The organism is Streptomyces sp. NBC_00028 (assembly GCF_045041065.1).
Lineage (GTDB): Bacteria > Actinomycetota > Actinomycetes > Streptomycetales > Streptomycetaceae > Streptomyces.
Genome location: NZ_CP108293.1, coordinates 6,453,835 through 6,469,437, shown reverse-complemented (window position 1 = coordinate 6,469,437; position 15,603 = coordinate 6,453,835). Strand labels below are relative to the sequence as shown.

At 70.6% G+C, this 15,603-nt stretch carries 11 protein-coding genes; 2 read left to right on the top strand and 9 right to left on the bottom strand.

All coding sequences use genetic code 11. From position 1 onward, the window contains the following. Window positions 1-7: 7 nt before the first annotated feature. The 3 genes from OG885_RS29095 to OG885_RS29085 form a co-directional block, all read right to left on the bottom strand. Window positions 8-1,540 (bottom strand): von Willebrand factor type A domain-containing protein, encoded by a 1,533-nt coding sequence (locus OG885_RS29095; RefSeq protein WP_405736887.1) that lies wholly within the window; start codon window positions 1,538-1,540, stop codon window positions 8-10. A 147-nt stretch (window positions 1,541-1,687) separates the two neighbouring features. Further along, a complete protein-coding gene (locus OG885_RS29090; protein WP_405736884.1) occupies window positions 1,688-2,542 on the bottom strand; it encodes an ABC transporter permease in 855 nt (284 codons plus the stop codon). Next, the gene (locus OG885_RS29085; protein WP_405736882.1) at window positions 2,539-5,235 is read right to left on the bottom strand and encodes an alpha/beta fold hydrolase; all 2,697 of its coding nucleotides are present in this window, start codon (window positions 5,233-5,235) and stop codon (window positions 2,539-2,541) included. The genes OG885_RS29090 and OG885_RS29085 overlap by 4 nt, the downstream gene beginning before the upstream one ends. 234 nt (window positions 5,236-5,469) lie before the next feature. Here OG885_RS29085 and OG885_RS29080 point away from each other — a divergent pair, with 234 nt between their 5' ends. After that, window positions 5,470-6,843 carry a condensation domain-containing protein gene (locus OG885_RS29080; protein ID WP_405736880.1) on the top strand — a complete coding sequence of 458 codons (1,374 nt, stop codon included), beginning with the start codon at window positions 5,470-5,472 and terminating at the stop codon, window positions 6,841-6,843. Here the strand turns inward: OG885_RS29080 and OG885_RS29075 are convergent, their stop codons facing one another. Beyond that, window positions 6,844-8,247 (bottom strand): APC family permease, encoded by a 1,404-nt coding sequence (locus OG885_RS29075; RefSeq protein WP_405736878.1) that lies wholly within the window; start codon window positions 8,245-8,247, stop codon window positions 6,844-6,846. 289 nt (window positions 8,248-8,536) lie between these two features. On the opposite strand from OG885_RS29075, the gene OG885_RS29070 reads away from it, so the two are divergent. Then, window positions 8,537-9,364, top strand: a complete 828-nt coding sequence (locus tag OG885_RS29070; RefSeq protein WP_405736876.1) for a hypothetical protein — start codon at window positions 8,537-8,539, stop codon at window positions 9,362-9,364. Between the two features lie 58 nt (window positions 9,365-9,422). On the opposite strand, the gene mmsA is transcribed toward OG885_RS29070, so the two are convergent. Genes mmsA through iolC form a run of 5 tightly spaced genes read right to left on the bottom strand, consistent with a single transcriptional unit; the run spans window position 9,423 to window position 15,480 of the window. Continuing rightward, window positions 9,423-10,925 carry a CoA-acylating methylmalonate-semialdehyde dehydrogenase gene (gene mmsA, locus OG885_RS29065; protein WP_399957218.1) on the bottom strand — a complete coding sequence of 501 codons (1,503 nt, stop codon included), beginning with the start codon at window positions 10,923-10,925 and terminating at the stop codon, window positions 9,423-9,425. 14 nt (window positions 10,926-10,939) lie between these two features. Then, window positions 10,940-12,820 (bottom strand): 3D-(3,5/4)-trihydroxycyclohexane-1,2-dione acylhydrolase (decyclizing), encoded by a 1,881-nt coding sequence (gene iolD, locus OG885_RS29060; RefSeq protein ID WP_405736872.1) that lies wholly within the window; start codon window positions 12,818-12,820, stop codon window positions 10,940-10,942. Continuing rightward, entirely contained in the window at window positions 12,817-13,629 is an 813-nt protein-coding gene (gene iolB, locus OG885_RS29055; protein ID WP_405736869.1) for a 5-deoxy-glucuronate isomerase, read from the bottom strand. The genes iolD and iolB overlap by 4 nt, the downstream gene beginning before the upstream one ends. 7 nt (window positions 13,630-13,636) lie before the next feature. Next, the gene (locus tag OG885_RS29050; RefSeq protein WP_405736867.1) at window positions 13,637-14,518 is read right to left on the bottom strand and encodes a deoxyribose-phosphate aldolase; all 882 of its coding nucleotides are present in this window, start codon (window positions 14,516-14,518) and stop codon (window positions 13,637-13,639) included. Then, window positions 14,515-15,480, bottom strand: a complete 966-nt coding sequence (iolC, locus tag OG885_RS29045; RefSeq protein ID WP_405736865.1) for a 5-dehydro-2-deoxygluconokinase — start codon at window positions 15,478-15,480, stop codon at window positions 14,515-14,517. The genes OG885_RS29050 and iolC overlap by 4 nt, the downstream gene beginning before the upstream one ends. Between the last annotated feature and the right edge of the window lie 123 nt (window positions 15,481-15,603).

Here is a 15,603-nt window from a genome sequence, read left to right as displayed (position 1 = left end):
GTGCGGGTCAGTCGCGGAGGCGGCGGGCGTCGCCGATCGCGTCGGCCAGTTGTGTCACGTCCTCGTCCTCGGTGCTGTGTGCCAAGTCCCGTGCCTGGTCGCTCAGTTCGGACAGGGAGGGGCAGCCGGGCAGGGAGGTGCGGTCGCCGTTCGTGGCGCGCAGGGTGTCGGCGAAGTAGGCGGCCAGGGTGGTGACCTGGAAGCGGGAACTCGCCCGGTGGACCGAGGAGTCCAGGGCCTCGGTCTCCAACTGGCCCGACTCCTCGTGGGGATCGCGGGTCTCGGGGTCGAGCCAGCGGACGCTCGCCGTGGCGAGGTGGCCGTCGGCGCCCTCCCTGGTGCGGACGGCGTAGAGGGCGGTGACGGTGTGGCCGGGGCCGATCTCGCCTCCGTCGACGCTGTCGTCACGGAAGTCGTCGTCGGCGACCTGGCGGTCGTCGTAGCCGACCAGGCGGAACTCCTTGACCGTCTCGGGGTCGAAGGCGACCTGGGCCTTGGCGTCGCGGGCGGTCAGGTCGACGTTCTGCGGGAGTTGCTCGACGAAGACCTTGCGGGCGTCCTCCTCGTCGGAGACATAGGCGGTGTGGCCGTCGCCCCGGTCGGCGAGCTGTTCCATCAGTTCGTCGCCGTAGTCGCTGCCGACGCCGACACCGAAGAGGGTGATGCCGTGCTCGCGGCGTTCGCCGGAGATGCGTTCGAGGATGGTGTCCGCGTCGGTGTCGCCGGTGTTGGCGAGGGCGTCGGAGATGAGGACGACACGGTTGGTGGCGCCGTCGCGCAGGCCGTCCTCGGCGGTCTCGTAGCCGGTCTCGACGCCCGCGCCGAGGTTGGTGGAGTCCTGGGGTTCCAGGCTGTCGATGGCGTCGTGGACCTCACCGCGGTTGCCGTCGAGCCGGGTCATCGGCAGGACCTTCTCGGCCTCGTCGCTGAAGGTGACCAGGGCGACCGAGTCGTCGTCGCGGAGCTGGTCCGTCATCGTGTCCAGGGATTCCTTGGCGAGGTCGAGGCGGCCGGGCTCGTCCATGGAACCGGAGACGTCGATGACGAAGGTGAGGGCGGCGGGCGGGCGCTCCTCGGTGTCCTCGGCGGTGCGGGTGGCGAGGCCGACGCGGACCAGGGACCAGTCGTCCTCGCTGGTGCGGGCGCCGTCGACGGTGACCGTGAAACCGTTGCCGTCGGGGCGGTCGTAGTCCTGGCGGAAGCTGTTGACGAACTCCTCGGGCCGGACCGTCGAGGGGTCGGGCAGCCGGCCGTCGGCGAGGGTGCGGCGGGCGTAGCCGTAGGAGGCGGTGTCGACGTCCAGGGCGAAGGTGGAGAGGTAGTCGGGCGAGGGGGCGACCTCGCGGGAGTCCTCCTCCGAGCCGTCCGGGGTGCCCTTCTGTTCGCCCTCGGGTGCGGGGACGTAGCCACCGCTGCGGGAGCCGTCCGACGCCTTGCCGCCGCTGTCGTCCGATCCGCCGCACCCGGTCAGCAGCAGGCCGCTCGCCGCGGTCACCGCGAGCAACGCCGCACGCAGGCGTCGTATTCGATACTGCTCCATCTTCCGTGCCCCCTTGGTCCGTTGACGTCGACTTCTGTGACTGTGACGGGCCAGGGGGCCGGAACGTGCGCTACGGAGCGTTGCGGAAGCGTCTCGAAGAGGGCACGGAAACGGGGTGTCGAGACCGGTAGGTGATCTTCCGTTGACCTAGGAGACCACGTCCTTGCGGGCGAAACCGCGGAAGGCCAGCGCGAACAGCACCAGGGCGTACGTTACCGAGACCGCGGTGCCCTGGATCATGCCGGACCACTCCATGCTGGGCTGTACGGCGTCCGCCCACGCGAACTGCCAGTGCGCGGGCAGGAAGTCGCGCCAGTCGCCGAGGGCGGTGACGGCGTCCAGGACGTTGCCGACGATCGTGAGGCCCACCGCGCCGCCGACCGCGCCGAGCGGGGCGTCGGTGCGGGTCGACAGCCAGAACGCCAGCCCCGCGGTGACCAGTTGGGAGACGAAGATGAACCCCACGACGATCACGAGGCGGCCGGCCGCGGTGCCGGGTGAGAGGGAACCGCCCGTCGGGATCTCCAGCGGGCCCCAGCCGTAGGCGGCCGTACCGACGGCCACCGCCACGAGCGGCAGCAGGATCATCGCGGCCAGGCTGAGACCGAGGCCGACGACGAGCTTGGACCACAGGAGGCGGGCCCGGGGTACGGGGGCCGCGAGGAGATAGCGCAGGGAGGACCAGCCGGCCTCCGACGCGACCGTGTCGCCGCAGAACAGGGCGACCGGGATGACCAGTAGGAAGCCCGCCGACACGAAGAGGTTGACGGCGGCGAAGTTGGCGCCGGACGCGGTCGCCGTGTCCATCAGGGAGACGGTGTTGTTGCGGCCGCCGGGCTCGCCGCCGATCGCGAACGCGATCAGCAGGACGAAGGGGAGTGCGGCGAGGATGCCGAACATGACCATCGTGCGGCGGCGTTTGAGCTGGCGGATCAGTTCTACGCGGAGGGGGAGGGTGTGGCGGGGCTGGTAGCCGGAGGCTGTTTCAGTGAGCGTGGTCATGCGGAGCCTCCGATCAGGGTGAGGAAGGCGTCTTCCAGGCGGCGGTGGGGGGCGAGGGAGGCGACCGGTACCTCTAGGCGGACCAGGTCTACGAGTAGGGATGCGGCGGGTTGTTGTTCGGCTGCGGGTTCGTTGGGGCTGGTCGCGCAGTTCCCCGCGCCCCTGAGCGGCGTCGATGCCAGCCGCACCAAGAGGGCGCCGTCTGTTCGGGTTGCCGACTCGACTTGCGGTAGGGCCGCCACCTTCTCCACCAGAGGATCGTCGATGTCGGCTGCCAGGCCCACCAGGAGCGTGTCGCCTGCGCCGATGATCTCCGCCACCGGGCCCGCCTGGACCAAGCGGCCGCGGTCCATCACCGCCAGGTGGGTGCAGGTCTGTTCGACCTCTGCGAGGAGGTGGCTGGAGACGATGACCGTGCGGCCGGCTGCCGCGTAGCGGATCATCACCTCGCGCATCTCGCGGATCTGGGGCGGGTCGAGGCCGTTGGTGGGTTCGTCGAGGATGAGGAGGTCGGGGAGGCCCAGCATGGCCTGGGCGATGGCCAGGCGCTGGCGCATGCCCTGGGAGTAGGTGCGGACCGCGCGGGCGAGGGCGTCGCCGAGGCCGGCGATCTCCAGCGCCTCGTCCAGGTGGGCATCCTCGGGCGGGCGGCCGGTCGCCGCCCAGTACAGCTCCAGGTTCTCCCGGCCGGAGAGGTGCGGCAGGAAGCCGGCGCCCTCGACGAAGGCGCCGACCCGGGAGAGGACCGGGGCGCCCGGGCGGATGGCGTGGCCGAAGACGCGGATCTCACCGTCGTCCGGCTTGATCAGGCCCATCAGCATGCGCAGGGAGGTGGTCTTGCCGGCGCCGTTCGGGCCGAGCAGGCCCAGGACCTGGCCCTTCTCGACGCGGAAGGAGAGGTCGCGGACGCTGTAGCGGTCGCTGCCGGGGTACTTCTTGCTCAGGTCCGTGATCTGGAGCGGGACGTCGGACAGCTCCGGGTCCGGGGCGGGGGTCGCGGTGCGGCGGCGGGCCGTGAGGAGGAGGGCGAGGGCGACGGCCGCGCCCGCGAGGGGCAGCCACCACACCCAGGAGGGCACCGGGGCGGCGGCGGTCTTCACCCCGGGGGCGGTCGGGACCGTCAGGTCGCCCTTGAGGGAGACGGTGTACGTCGCCGGGGCCGCCGGTGAGGCGTAGCCGAGGTCCGTGGAGGCGAGGACCAGCCGCAGGCGGTGGCCCTTCTCGACGTGGTGGTCGATCGCCGGAAGGGTGACCGTGACGTCCTTGCCGGACTTGGCGTCCTCGATGCGCAGGGGGGTCACCAGCTGGGACGGCAGCACCTGTTGGGTGCCGTCGGCGCCGACGTCGTAGAGCTTGGCGAACAGGACGGCGTCGTCGGACGTGGACTTCACGTGAACCGTGGCCGTCGGGGCGCCGGTGATGCGGAGGTCGTCGGTGACGGGCGCGGAGTCGAAGCGGGCGTACTGGCCCGGGAAGTCGAGGGAGACGCCGACGCCGAGGGAGGAGAGCTGGGAGAGGCCGCCCGCGCCGCCGAGGCCGGGGAGGGCGGAGACGCCGGGCGGGTTGGCCCCGGCCGGGTTGGTGACCTGCTGTTCCTCGCGGCCGGTCAGGGCGATCTCGCGGTCGCCGCTGTGCAGGCCGGGGTAGGTGTCGGAGCTCGCGCCGCGCAGTTGGGCGGCGCCGTCGGTGGAGTCGACGCCGCCGGTGCGGGTGACGCGGAAGGCGGGGCCGGTGTCCGTGGACTTCTCGTTCTTGAGGTAGCGGTCGAACCAGGACACGACGCGGGCCTGGACCCGGCTCGTCTCCATGTCGCCGCCGTCGTGGCCGCCCGCGATCCAGTCGACGTCCACGGGGGCGCCGTTGGCCTTGATCGCCTTCGCGGCGGCGTCGGACTGGTCCAGGGTGAAGAGGGAGTCGGTCTGGCCCTGGAGGAGGAGGGTGGGGACGTCGATCTTGTCGCCGACCGCGGAGGGGGAGCGTTCGGTGAGCATCCGCTCGGCCTGGGCGTCCGGGGTGCCGGACTCCGCGACGCGGTCGTACATCTGGCAGAGCTGCGGTTCGAACTGGTCGCAGCCACCGCCCGTGTTCACGAAGATGCCGGCCCAGAGCTTCTTGAAGACGCCGTTCGGGAAGAGGGCGTCCGAGAGGTTCCAGTAGGTGATCGCGGGGGCGATGGCGTCGACGCGGTCGTCATGGCCCGCGGTGAGGAGGGCGATGGCTCCGCCGTAGGAGCCGCCGGCCATGCCGACGCGCGGGTCGCCCGCCTTGTCGAGCTGGACCTGGGGCTGCTTCGCCAGCCAGTCGATCAGCTTCGAGACGTCGGCGACCTCGGCGTCGGGGTCGTTGAGGCCCACCTTGCCCGTCGACCTGCCGAAGCCTCTCGCCGACCAGGTGAGGACCGCGTAGCCGTCGCGGGCGAGGTCCTCGGCCTGTTGGCGTACGTCGTCCTTGGAGCCGCCGAAGCCGTGGCCCAGAAGGACGGCGGGGCGGCGTCCCGAGGTGCCGGACGTGAAGTACGAGGTGTCTATGCGGACGCCGTTCACCGCCATGACCTGGTCGGTCGCGCGTACCGGGGACGGGTCGCCGTCGGCGACCGCCGTCCAGGTACCGGCCCCCGCGAGTACGACGACGGCGGCCCCGGCGGCCAGCAGTCGCCGGGGCCGCCGCAGCAGCCCTCGCAGTCGAAGATCCATGCTTCAACGGTACGGGCTGAAGCTGTCGGGGAGTTATCGACCACAGACCGAACCCGCCGACCTCCTACGGGCGTACGCCGGTCCTCGCGCATACCGCGCTCGAAGTACTTCGATGGACGAGGAACAGTGTTCGAGGTACCACCCGATGCATTGAAAAGCCGGAGAAGTGGGCGTGTCCGCCGCAAGCGCCGTCTTCGCTTGAGGGTCCGCCCCTTTGCGAATGGAGACGCCCTCGTGCGTATCACCGACATCCAGCGCTGCGAGATCCGGCCCGGACGGCTCGTCGAGTGGACGCTCAGTCCGGCGACCGTGGCGGCGGCGCGGGGGCTGCCGGAGGACACCCGGCCACCGGCGTACATCCAGGAGTCCCACATCAGGACCGCCCGGACGGTGCGCGAGGACGGTCTCTTCGTCCCGACCTGGCTCGGTGCCGCCTTCGACCTCCCGGGGCCGGTCGACCTCGACGCCCTGGAAGGCGCCCTGCGCGCGTGGACGCTGCGCCACGAGACACTGCGCAGCGGGTTCCGGACGGACGGGGACGCGCTGCGGCGGTTCACGCTGGACGCGCGGGACGTGTCCCTGCGCCGGGAGGACGCCGGGGAGTTCACGGACGCGACCGCGCTGGTCCGGCACCTCCAGGACCGCTTCGACGTCACCGCGGACGCGCTGCGCTGGCCGAACCTGATGTACGCGGCGGTCGTACGGGACGACTCGACGAGTGTGTACATGGCGTTCGACCACAGCAACGTCGACGCGTACTCGATCTACCGGATCCCGTCGGAGATCCATGAGCTGTACGCGGGCGGCGGCGTGGCCGACGGGGCGGCGGTGAGCAGTTACATCGACTTCTGCCGGATCGAGCGGGCCGACGCGGACCGGATCGACGCCGACCACGAGGCGGTCGGGCGCTGGCGGGAGTTCATCCGGCGGTGCGACGGGACGCTGCCGACCTTTCCCCTCGACCTGGGGGTGGAGCCGGGTGGTCCGCTGCCCGAGCAGAAGATGATGTGCGAGATGCTCGTGGGTCCCGGGGAGGCGGCCGCCTTCGAGGCCTACTGCCGGCCGTACGGCGGGAGCCTGGTCGGGGTGCTCGCGGCCACCGCGCTGATCGCCGGGGAGATCGGGGGCGCGTCCGTCTACCGGACGGTGGTGCCCTTCCACACCCGGGTGAAGTCCCAGTGGTCCGACTCCGTCGGGTGGTACGTCGGCGGGGCCCCCATCGAGGTGCCGGTGCCCGCCGACTTCCCGAGCGCCCTGCCCGCCGTACGGGCGCAGTTGCAGGCCGCCCGGCCGCTGTCCCGGATGCCGCTCGCCCGCATGCTGCGCCTGCTGGGCGCGGACTTCCGGCCCACCTCGCCCGACCTGTACTCCATCGTGTCGTTCACCGACGCGCGCGCCCTGCCGGGGGCCGAGCGGTGGGACGCGCTGTCGGCGTACGGGCTGATCCGGGTGTCGTACGGGGACCAGGTGTGCGTGTGGCTGAACCGGCTGCACGACGGGGTGTGGTTCGCCTGCCGGTACCCGGACACGGACGTGGCCTACAAGAACATGCGGCTGTACGTGGAGAGGCTGCGGGCGTTGATGGTGTCGGCGGGCGGCCCGTCCTAGCTACGCGAGTTCGTCCTCGGGGATCTCCACCAGCCAGCGGGTGTCCTTGCGCGGGCGGAGGTAGAGGGCCCAGTAGAGGGTCGCCGCCGCCGTGATGCCACCGGTCCACAGGAGGTACTGCGTCTCCTGCTGGCTGAGGATGTAGGCCAGGACTCCGATCAGCAGGACCGGCATCGCGGGCCACAGGGGCATCCGCCAGGCCGGCGTGTGCCGGTGACTGCCCCTGCGGGCCAGCAGGGCCGCCACCGCCACCAGCAGGTACATGCCGGTGACGGAGACGCCGGTCACGCCGTACAGGGTGTCCAGGTTGACGAAGCAGAGGGCCGCGCCGGGGATGCCGACCGCGAGGGTGGCGACCCACGGGGAGCCGAAGCGGCCGAGCTTGGAGAAGACGGTGTTGACGGGCTGGGGCCAGGCCTTGTCGCGGGCCGAGGCGAACAGGACGCGGGAGTTCTGGATGACCATGACGATGCCCGCGTTGATGATCGCGAGGGCCACGCAGAGGCTGACGAAGGTGCCGACCGCCGAGTTGGACCAGGCCGTGACCATCGCGCTGATGTCGCCGCCGGTCAGCTCCGACAGGTCGCTCGCGCCCATGGTGATCGCCACCACCGGGACCAGGATGATCACCGAGGAGATGGCGAGGGTGGCGAGGACCGTGCGGGCGACGTTGCGGCGCGGGTTCTCCAGCTCCTCGGAGAGATAGACGGCCGTGGAGAAGCCCTGGGTGACAAACAGGGCGATCGCCAGACCGGAGACGACCAGCATGGCGGTCACCGTGTCCGTGCCGCCGCCGGACCCCGCCACCTGCATCGACACCAGGCTGCCCGCGCCGCGCTCGGCGTGGGCGAAGCCCAGCACCGCGACGACCGCCGCCGCGATGACCTCCAGGACCAGGAAGACGCCGGTGATCCAGGCGTTGGCGCGCAGGTCGAGGAGGCCGGCGAGGGTGGCCAGGAGCATCACGCCGGCGCCCGCGAGGGACGGGTCCAGATGGATCACGGGGGCCAGGTAGTCGGCCGTGCCCATCGCGATCACCGGCGGCACGATCATCACGACCAGGAGGGAGAGGACGAAGACCAGCCAGCCCGCGAGGCGGCCCGCCATCGTCGAGACCATGGCGTACTCGCCGCCCGCGCTCGGGATGAGGGTGCCGAGCTCGGAGTAGCAGAACGCCACGGCGATACAGAGCAGGGAGCCGATCGCGATCGTGAGGGCGGTCGCGGTGCCGAGGGAGCCGAAGAGGTCGGGGACGACCACGAAGAGCGTGGAGGCGGGCGTCACGCAGGAGAGCGTGAGGAGGGTGCCGCCGACGACCCCGATGGAACGCTTGAGCTTCCGGGTGCCGGCCTCCGGCGCCTCTGGGAGGGCGGCGGTGTCGACAGGGCGGAGCGTGTCGGTCATACGGCGGTTCCCATCGACGTCGGCGGTGCAGTGGATTGCGCTGCATCGAACCCCGACGAAACCAGTACGTCAATAAGTGTTTGCCTACGGAATCCGTAGATCGAAGGCACCTCGACCCGCCTTTACGTCAATTCGAGTCAGGTAATTCCGCATCTTGCAGCCGTACGAGAATCGCAGCCCGAGCGTCAAAAAATCGTCAGGGTGTCCGGAATCCGAACAAGTCAGTGGCCCCCGCTAGCATCACCAGTCACAGTTGACGCACAGATTTCACAGCGTGGGGTGGGGACAGATGAAGGTGAAGCACACGGCTGCCTGGGTGGGGTTCACGGCGGCCGCGCTGGTGGCCACGTCGGCCTGTGGCGCGGACTCCGTGAAGCAGGCTGCCGACGCCGTCGACAAGACCGACGCGATCATGGCGGCGCTCGCCCGGGCCACGGACCGGACCGAGCAGCTGGGCTCGGCCGAGGTGAAGGTCTCGACGGACCTCGGGACCGGCACGCCGATCGCCATGGACGGCACGTACTCGTGGGGCGACGGCATGGCCTACGACGTGCACATGGACACCGCGGCGGCCCAGATGCAGGCCGTGCAGGACGACCCGAAGATCCACTGTCTGCTCGTCGACGGCGTCTACTACTACGACGTCGACCCGCAGGCCTCGGGCCCGCTCGAGGGCAAGGAGTGGATGAAGGTCGACGCCACCGCCGTGTTCGGCGAGAGCGGCGCCGCCTCGATGAACACCGGCGGCAACCCGACAGCCTCCCTGAAGGGCCTGAAGTACGCGAGCGACGTCGAGGACCTCGGCTCGCAGACCGTGAACGGGCAGAAGGCGACCCACTACCGGGCCGTCATCGACCAGGAGCACATGGGCCGCTTCAAGGAGGCGTACACCGGCGACGGCAGCCTCCTCAACCAGATGACCGGCGGCGCGGACACCATCACCATGGATGTCTGGCTGGGCGAGAAGGACCTGCCCGTCCGCCTGGTGCAGGGGATGGGGAAGATGAAGGTCACCATGGACTTCACCGAGTTCGGCGCCACCGCCGAGATCAAGGCTCCCCCGGCCGCCGAGACCGCCGACATGACCGACGCGCTCAAGGAAGCACAGGGGCAGTAGCAGGCATGACTGAGCCCGGGCACCTGCCTTCAGGTGCCCGGGCTCGGTGCTCGCTCACTCAGTGGTTGCGCGGGAAGCCCAGGTCCACGCCCGCCGGGGCGTCGGCCGGGTCGGGCCAGCGGGTCGTGACGACCTTGCCGCGGGTGTAGAAGTGGGTGCCGTCGTTGCCGTAGATGTGGTGGTCGCCGAAGAGCGAGTCCTTCCAGCCACCGAAGCTGTGGTAGCCGACGGGGACCGGGATCGGGACGTTCACGCCGACCATGCCGGCCTCGACCTCCAGCTGGAAGCGGCGGGCGGCGCCACCGTCCCGGGTGAAGATCGCGGTGCCGTTGCCGAAGGGCGAGGCGTTGATGAGGGCCAGGCCCTCCTCGTAGGTGTCGACGCGCAGGACGGTCAGGACGGGGCCGAAGATCTCGTCCTGGTAGGCCTTCGCGGTGGTCGGCACCTTGTCGAGGAGCGAGATGCCGATCCAGTGGCCGTCCTCGAAGCCCTCGACCGTGTAGCCGGAGCCGTCCAGGACGACCTCGCAGCCCTCGGCCGCGGCGCCGGTGACGTAGGACGCCACCTTGTCGCGGTGGACCTTGGTGATGAGCGGGCCCATCTCCGAGGTCGGGTCGTTGCCGGGACCGATCTTGATCTTCTCGGCGCGCTCGCGGATCTTGTCCACCAGCTCGTCGCCGATGGAACCGACGGCGACGACGGCCGAGATGGCCATGCAGCGCTCGCCCGCGGAGCCGTAGGCAGCCGAGACGGCCGCGTCCGCCGCCGCGTCGAGGTCGGCGTCCGGGAGGACCAGCATGTGGTTCTTGGCGCCGCCGAGGGCCTGGACGCGCTTGCCGTTCGCCGAGGCCGTGGTGTGGATGTACCGGGCGATCGGGGTCGAGCCGACGAAGGAGACGGCCTTGACGTCCGGGTGCTCAAGGAGGCGGTCGACGGCCACCTTGTCGCCGTGGACGACGTTGAAGACGCCGTCGGGCAGACCGGCCTCGGCCAGCAGCTCGGCGATCTTGAGGGAGGCCGACGGGTCCTTCTCGGACGGCTTCAGCACGAAGGTGTTGCCGGTCGCGATGGCGATCGGGAACATCCACATCGGGACCATCGCCGGGAAGTTGAACGGCGTGATGCCGGCGACGACACCCAGCGGCTGGCGGATCGAGGCGACGTCCACGCGGCTGGCGACCTCGGTCGACAGCTCGCCCTTCAGCTGCACGGTGATGCCGCACGCCAGGTCGACGATCTCCAGGCCGCGCGCGACCTCGCCCAGCGCGTCGCTGTGCACCTTGCCGTGCTCGGCGGTGATCAGCTCGGCGATCGCGTCCCGGTTCGCCTCAAGGAGCGCCCGGAACTTGAACAGGATCGTGGTCCGCTTGGCCAGGGACGAGGTGCCCCAGGTGGCGAACGCGTCCTTGGCGGCGGCGACCGCGGAGTCGACCTCGTCGACGGAGGCGAACGCGACCTTGGTGGTGACCGCGCCGGTGGCGGGGTCGGTGACCGGCCCGTAGTTGCCCGACGCGCCTTCGACGGTCTTGCCGCCGATCCAGTGGTTGACGATCTTCGTCATGCCCAGTTGCTCCTTCACAGATGGCGGCGTCGGGTAGAGACGTGCCGGTCGTACAGCTCTCGTGCCTTCACCGCGGACGGTCGGGTCGCGGTCTCGGCCACAGGTACATCCCACCAGGCTTGCGCCGGAGGCGCGCCCGACACTGTGTCTGCCGTTTCGGTCTCGACGTAGACACATGTGGGAGTGTCCGCCGCGCGTGCCTGCGCGAGGGCCTCGCGCAGGTCATCCACGGTCTTCGCGCGCAGCACGCGCATGCCCAGGCTGGCCGCGTTGGCGGCCAGGTCCACCGGGAGCGGGGCCCCGGTGTAGGTACTGTCGTCCGACCGGTACCGGTACGCGGTGCCGAACCGTTCGCCGCCCACCGACTCCGACAGGCCGCCGATCGAGGCGTACCCGTGGTTCTGGATGAGCAGCATCTTGATCGCGACGCCCTCCTGGACGGCGGTCACGATCTCGGTCGGCATCATGAGGTAGGTCCCGTCGCCGACGAGCGCCCAGACGTTGCGCTCGGGGGCGGCCATCTTCACGCCGATCGCGGCCGGGATCTCGTAGCCCATGCAGGAGTAGCCGTACTCCAGGTGGTACTGGTCCCGGGACCGCGCCCGCCACAGTTTGTGCAGGTCGCCGGGGAGGGAGCCGGCCGCGTTGATGATGATGTCGCTCTCGTCCACGAGGGCGTCCAGGGCGCCGAGGACCTGCGGCTGGGTGGGGCGCACGTCTATCTCGTCGGCCTCGTAGCAGGCGTCGACTCGGTGCTCCCAGCGCTGCTTGTCCTCGGTGTACTCGGTGACGTACGCGTCGGCGACCTTGTGCCCGTGCATGCCGAGGGCCTCGGTCAGCTCGGCGAGGCCGCTGCGGGCGTCCGCGACCAGGGGCCGGCCGCCGAGCTTGTGGCCGTCGAAGGGCGCGATGTTGAGGTTGAGGAAGCGGACTCCGGGCGCCTCGAACAGGGTCCCGGAGGCGGTGGTGAAGTCGGTCCAGCGGGTGCCGACACCGATCACCAGGTCGGCCTGGCGGGCGAGTTCGTTGGCGGTGGCGGTGCCGGTGTGGCCGACGCCGCCGACGTCCTGGGGGTGGTCCCAGCGCAGCGAGCCCTTGCCGGCCTGGGTGGAGGCGACGGGGACGCCGGTGGCCTCGGCGAACTCGGCGAGGGCCTCCTCGGCGCGGCTGTGGTGGACTCCGCCGCCCGCGACGATCAGCGGGCGTCGGGCCGACCTGATCGCCCGCACCGCCTCGGCGAGTTCGGTGGGGTCGGCGCCCGGACGTCGTACGACCCAGGTGCGCTCGGCGAAGAACTCGTCGGGCCAGTCGTACGCCTCGGCCTGGACGTCCTGCGGAAGGGCGAGGGTGACCGCGCCGGTCTCGACGGGGTCCGTCAGCACGCGCATCGCCTGGAGAGCCGCCGGGATCAGGGCTTCGGGGCGGGTGACGCGGTCGAAGAACCTCGACACCGGGCGCAGACAGTCGTTGACGCTGAGGTCGCCCGCGTAGGGGACCTCCAGCTGCTGGAGGACCGGGTCGGCGGGGCGGGTGGCGAAGATGTCGCCGGGGAGCAGCAGGACCGGGAGGTGGTTGATGGTCGCGAGGGCCGCGCCCGTCACCAGGTTGGTCGCGCCGGGGCCGATGGACGTCGTCACCGCGTGCGTGGACAGGCGGTTCGACTGACGCGCGTAGCCGACGGCCGCGTGCACCATGGACTGCTCGTTGCGGCCCTGGTGGAAGGGCATCTCGTCGCCGTACTCGACCAAAGCCTGGCCGAGTCCGGCCACGTTGCCGTGGCCGAAGATGCCCCAGGTCGCGGAGATGAGCCGCTGCCGGGTGCCGTCGCGTTCGGTGTACTGAGCGCTGAGGAAACGTACAAGGGCCTGCGCGACCGTGAGCCGGGTGGTCGTCATCGGTACCCCTCCGTGTGGTCCGGGTGGAAGCAGATCCGCCACTCCCGCGTCTCCCCCGGGCCCGCCATGACGTTCAGGTAGTACATGTCGTGGTCGGGCTGGGCGATCGACGGGCCGTGCCATCCGTCGGGGACGAGGACGGCGTCACCGGAGCGGACCTCCGTGAGGACGTCCGATCCGCCCTCACGGGAAGGGGATACGCGCTGATAGCCGAAACCGTTCGGGCCGTCGATCTCGAAGTAGTAGATCTCCTCCAACTCCGCTTCCACGCCCGGCCGGTGCTCGTCGTGCTTGTGGGGCGGGTACGAGGACCAGTTGCCGCCGGGGGTGATGACCTCGACGGCGATCAGCTTGTCGCAGTCGAAGGCGTCGGCGGAGGCGAAGTTGCGGACGTGGCGCAGCCGGTTGCCGCTGCCGCGTTCCTCGGTGGGGACCTCCGGCGCGGGGCCGTAGCGGGCGGGGAGTCGTCGCTCGCACTTCGCTCCTGCCAGGGCGAAGCGGCCTCCCGCGCCGGAGGCGATCGTTGCCCGGGCGTCGCGGGGCACGTACGCGAAGTCGGAGACCGACGCGAACACGCTTTCCCTGCCCAGGAGTTGGAACTCGTTTTCTTCTGTTTGTACGGTACATCCGCCTTCCAGCGGAAGCACGATCCACTCGCTGTCGCCGGTGGTGAAGGTGTGCGTGCCACCGGGTTCCAGCGCGACGATCCGCAGACTGGAGTGCATCCAACCGGCCCGCTTCGGGTCGATGTCCACTGTGTACAGGGAGTTGGTGGAGGAACCCTTGGGGATGTAGAGATCGTTACTCATGCGGCCCTCACAGCAGTCCTACGGCGGTGTCCACGGCGGCGGCGACGTCCCCGTCCGCCGGGTAGAGCAGCGAACGGCCGACCACGAGCCCGCGCACGGTGGGCAGTTGGAGTGCGCCCCGCCACTTCTCGTACGCCCCGTCCTGGTCGTCACCGACCTCGCCGCCGAGGAGAACGGCCGGGAGCGTGGAGGTGGCCATGACCTCGGCCATGTCGTCGGGGTTCTCGGTGACCGGCACCTTCAGCCAGGTGTAGGCGGAACTGCCGCCCAGGCCCGAGGCGATGGCGATGGACCGGGTGACGGCCTCGGCGGAGAGGTCGTTCCTGACCTTGCCCGCGTCCGTCCGGCTGCTGATGAACGGCTCGACGAAGACCGGGAGTCGGCGCGCGGCCATGTCGTCGATGGCGCGGGCGGTGGACTCCATGGTGGTGAGGGAGCCCGGGTCGTCGTAGTCGATACGGAGAAGCAGTTTGCCGGCGTCGAAGCCGAGCCGCTCGATGTCCTCGGCGCGGTGGCCGGTGAAGCGGTCGTCGAGTTCGAAGCGGGCGCCCTGGAGGCCGCCGCGGTTCATCGAGCCCATGACGACCTTGCCGTCGAGCGCGCCGAGCAGCAGCAGGTCGTCGAGGATGTCGGCGGTCGCGAGGACGCCGTCGACGCCGGGGCGGGAGAGCGCCAGGCAGAGGCGTTCGAGCAGGTCGGCGCGGTTGGCCATGGCCATGCTGTTGCCGCCGACACCGAGCGCGCCCCGGGCGGGGTGGTCGGCGGCGACGATCATCAGACGGCCGCTGTCGTTCAGCAGGGACCTGCGGGTACGGCGGTCGGCGGCCTCGGCGATCGCCTCGGGGCGTTCGGCGCGCAGGCGGACGAGTTCGGTGATGTCGACGCTCACTTGACAGCTCCCGCCGCGATCGCGGACTCGATCTCGGCCGGTGTCGGCATGGCGGAGCTGCACTCCAGTCGGGAGGCGACGATCGCGCCGGCCGCGTTGGCGTACCGCATGGTCTTCTCCAGGTCCCAGCCTTCGAGCAGGCCGTGGCAGAGGGAGCCGCCGAAGGCGTCTCCGGCGCCGAGCCCGTTCAGGACGTCGACCGGCAGGGGCGGGACCTCGGCGGAGTTCCCGTTCCGGTCGACGGCGAGGACGCCCTTGGGGCCCTGCTTGACGACGGCGATCTCGACACCGGCGTCAAGGAGCGCCTCGGCGGCGGCGCGGGGCTCGCGGACGCCGGTGGCGACCTCGACCTCGTCGAGGTTTCCGACGGCGACGGTGGTGTGCTTGAGGGCCTCGGCGTAGAAGGGGCGGGCCGCGTCCGGGCCACTCCAGGCTGTGTTGTTCCAAAACATGGGGCGCCAGTCGAGGTCGAAGACCGTGAGGCCGGCCTTGGCCCGGTGGGCGAGGGCCGCGAGGGTCGCCGTGCGGCTGGGCTCCTCGCTCAGTCCGGTGCCGGTGACCCAGAAGATGCGGGCCTCGCGGATGGCGTCGAGGTCGAGCTCGTGGGCGTCGATCTCCAGGTCGGGGGCCTTGGGCTGCCGGTAGAAGTACAGCGGGAAGTCGTCCGGCGGGAAGATCTCGCAGAAGACGACCGGGGTGGGCAGGCCGGGCACCGGGGTGACCCAGCGGTCGTCCACGCCGAAGTCCTTCAGGGCCTCGTGGAGGTAGGTGCCGAAGGGGTCGTCGCCGGTGCGGGTGATCACCGCGGTCCGCCGTCCCAGCCGGGCCGCGGCGACCGCGACGTTCGTCGCCGAGCCGCCGAGGAACTTGCCGAAGGACGACACCTGCGGCAGTGGGACGCCCGTCTGCAGCGGATAGAGGTCCACTCCGATCCGCCCCATGGTGATCAGGTCGTACGCCATCGAGTTCCCTTCATGCCGGTCGGACCATCGAGTCCCGCCCCGGGCTTCGTATCGGCTCTCCACGGCTTTCTAGTCCCCCGGACGGAGCCCTGTCAATGTTTTGTCCAGACATTCGGACCAGCT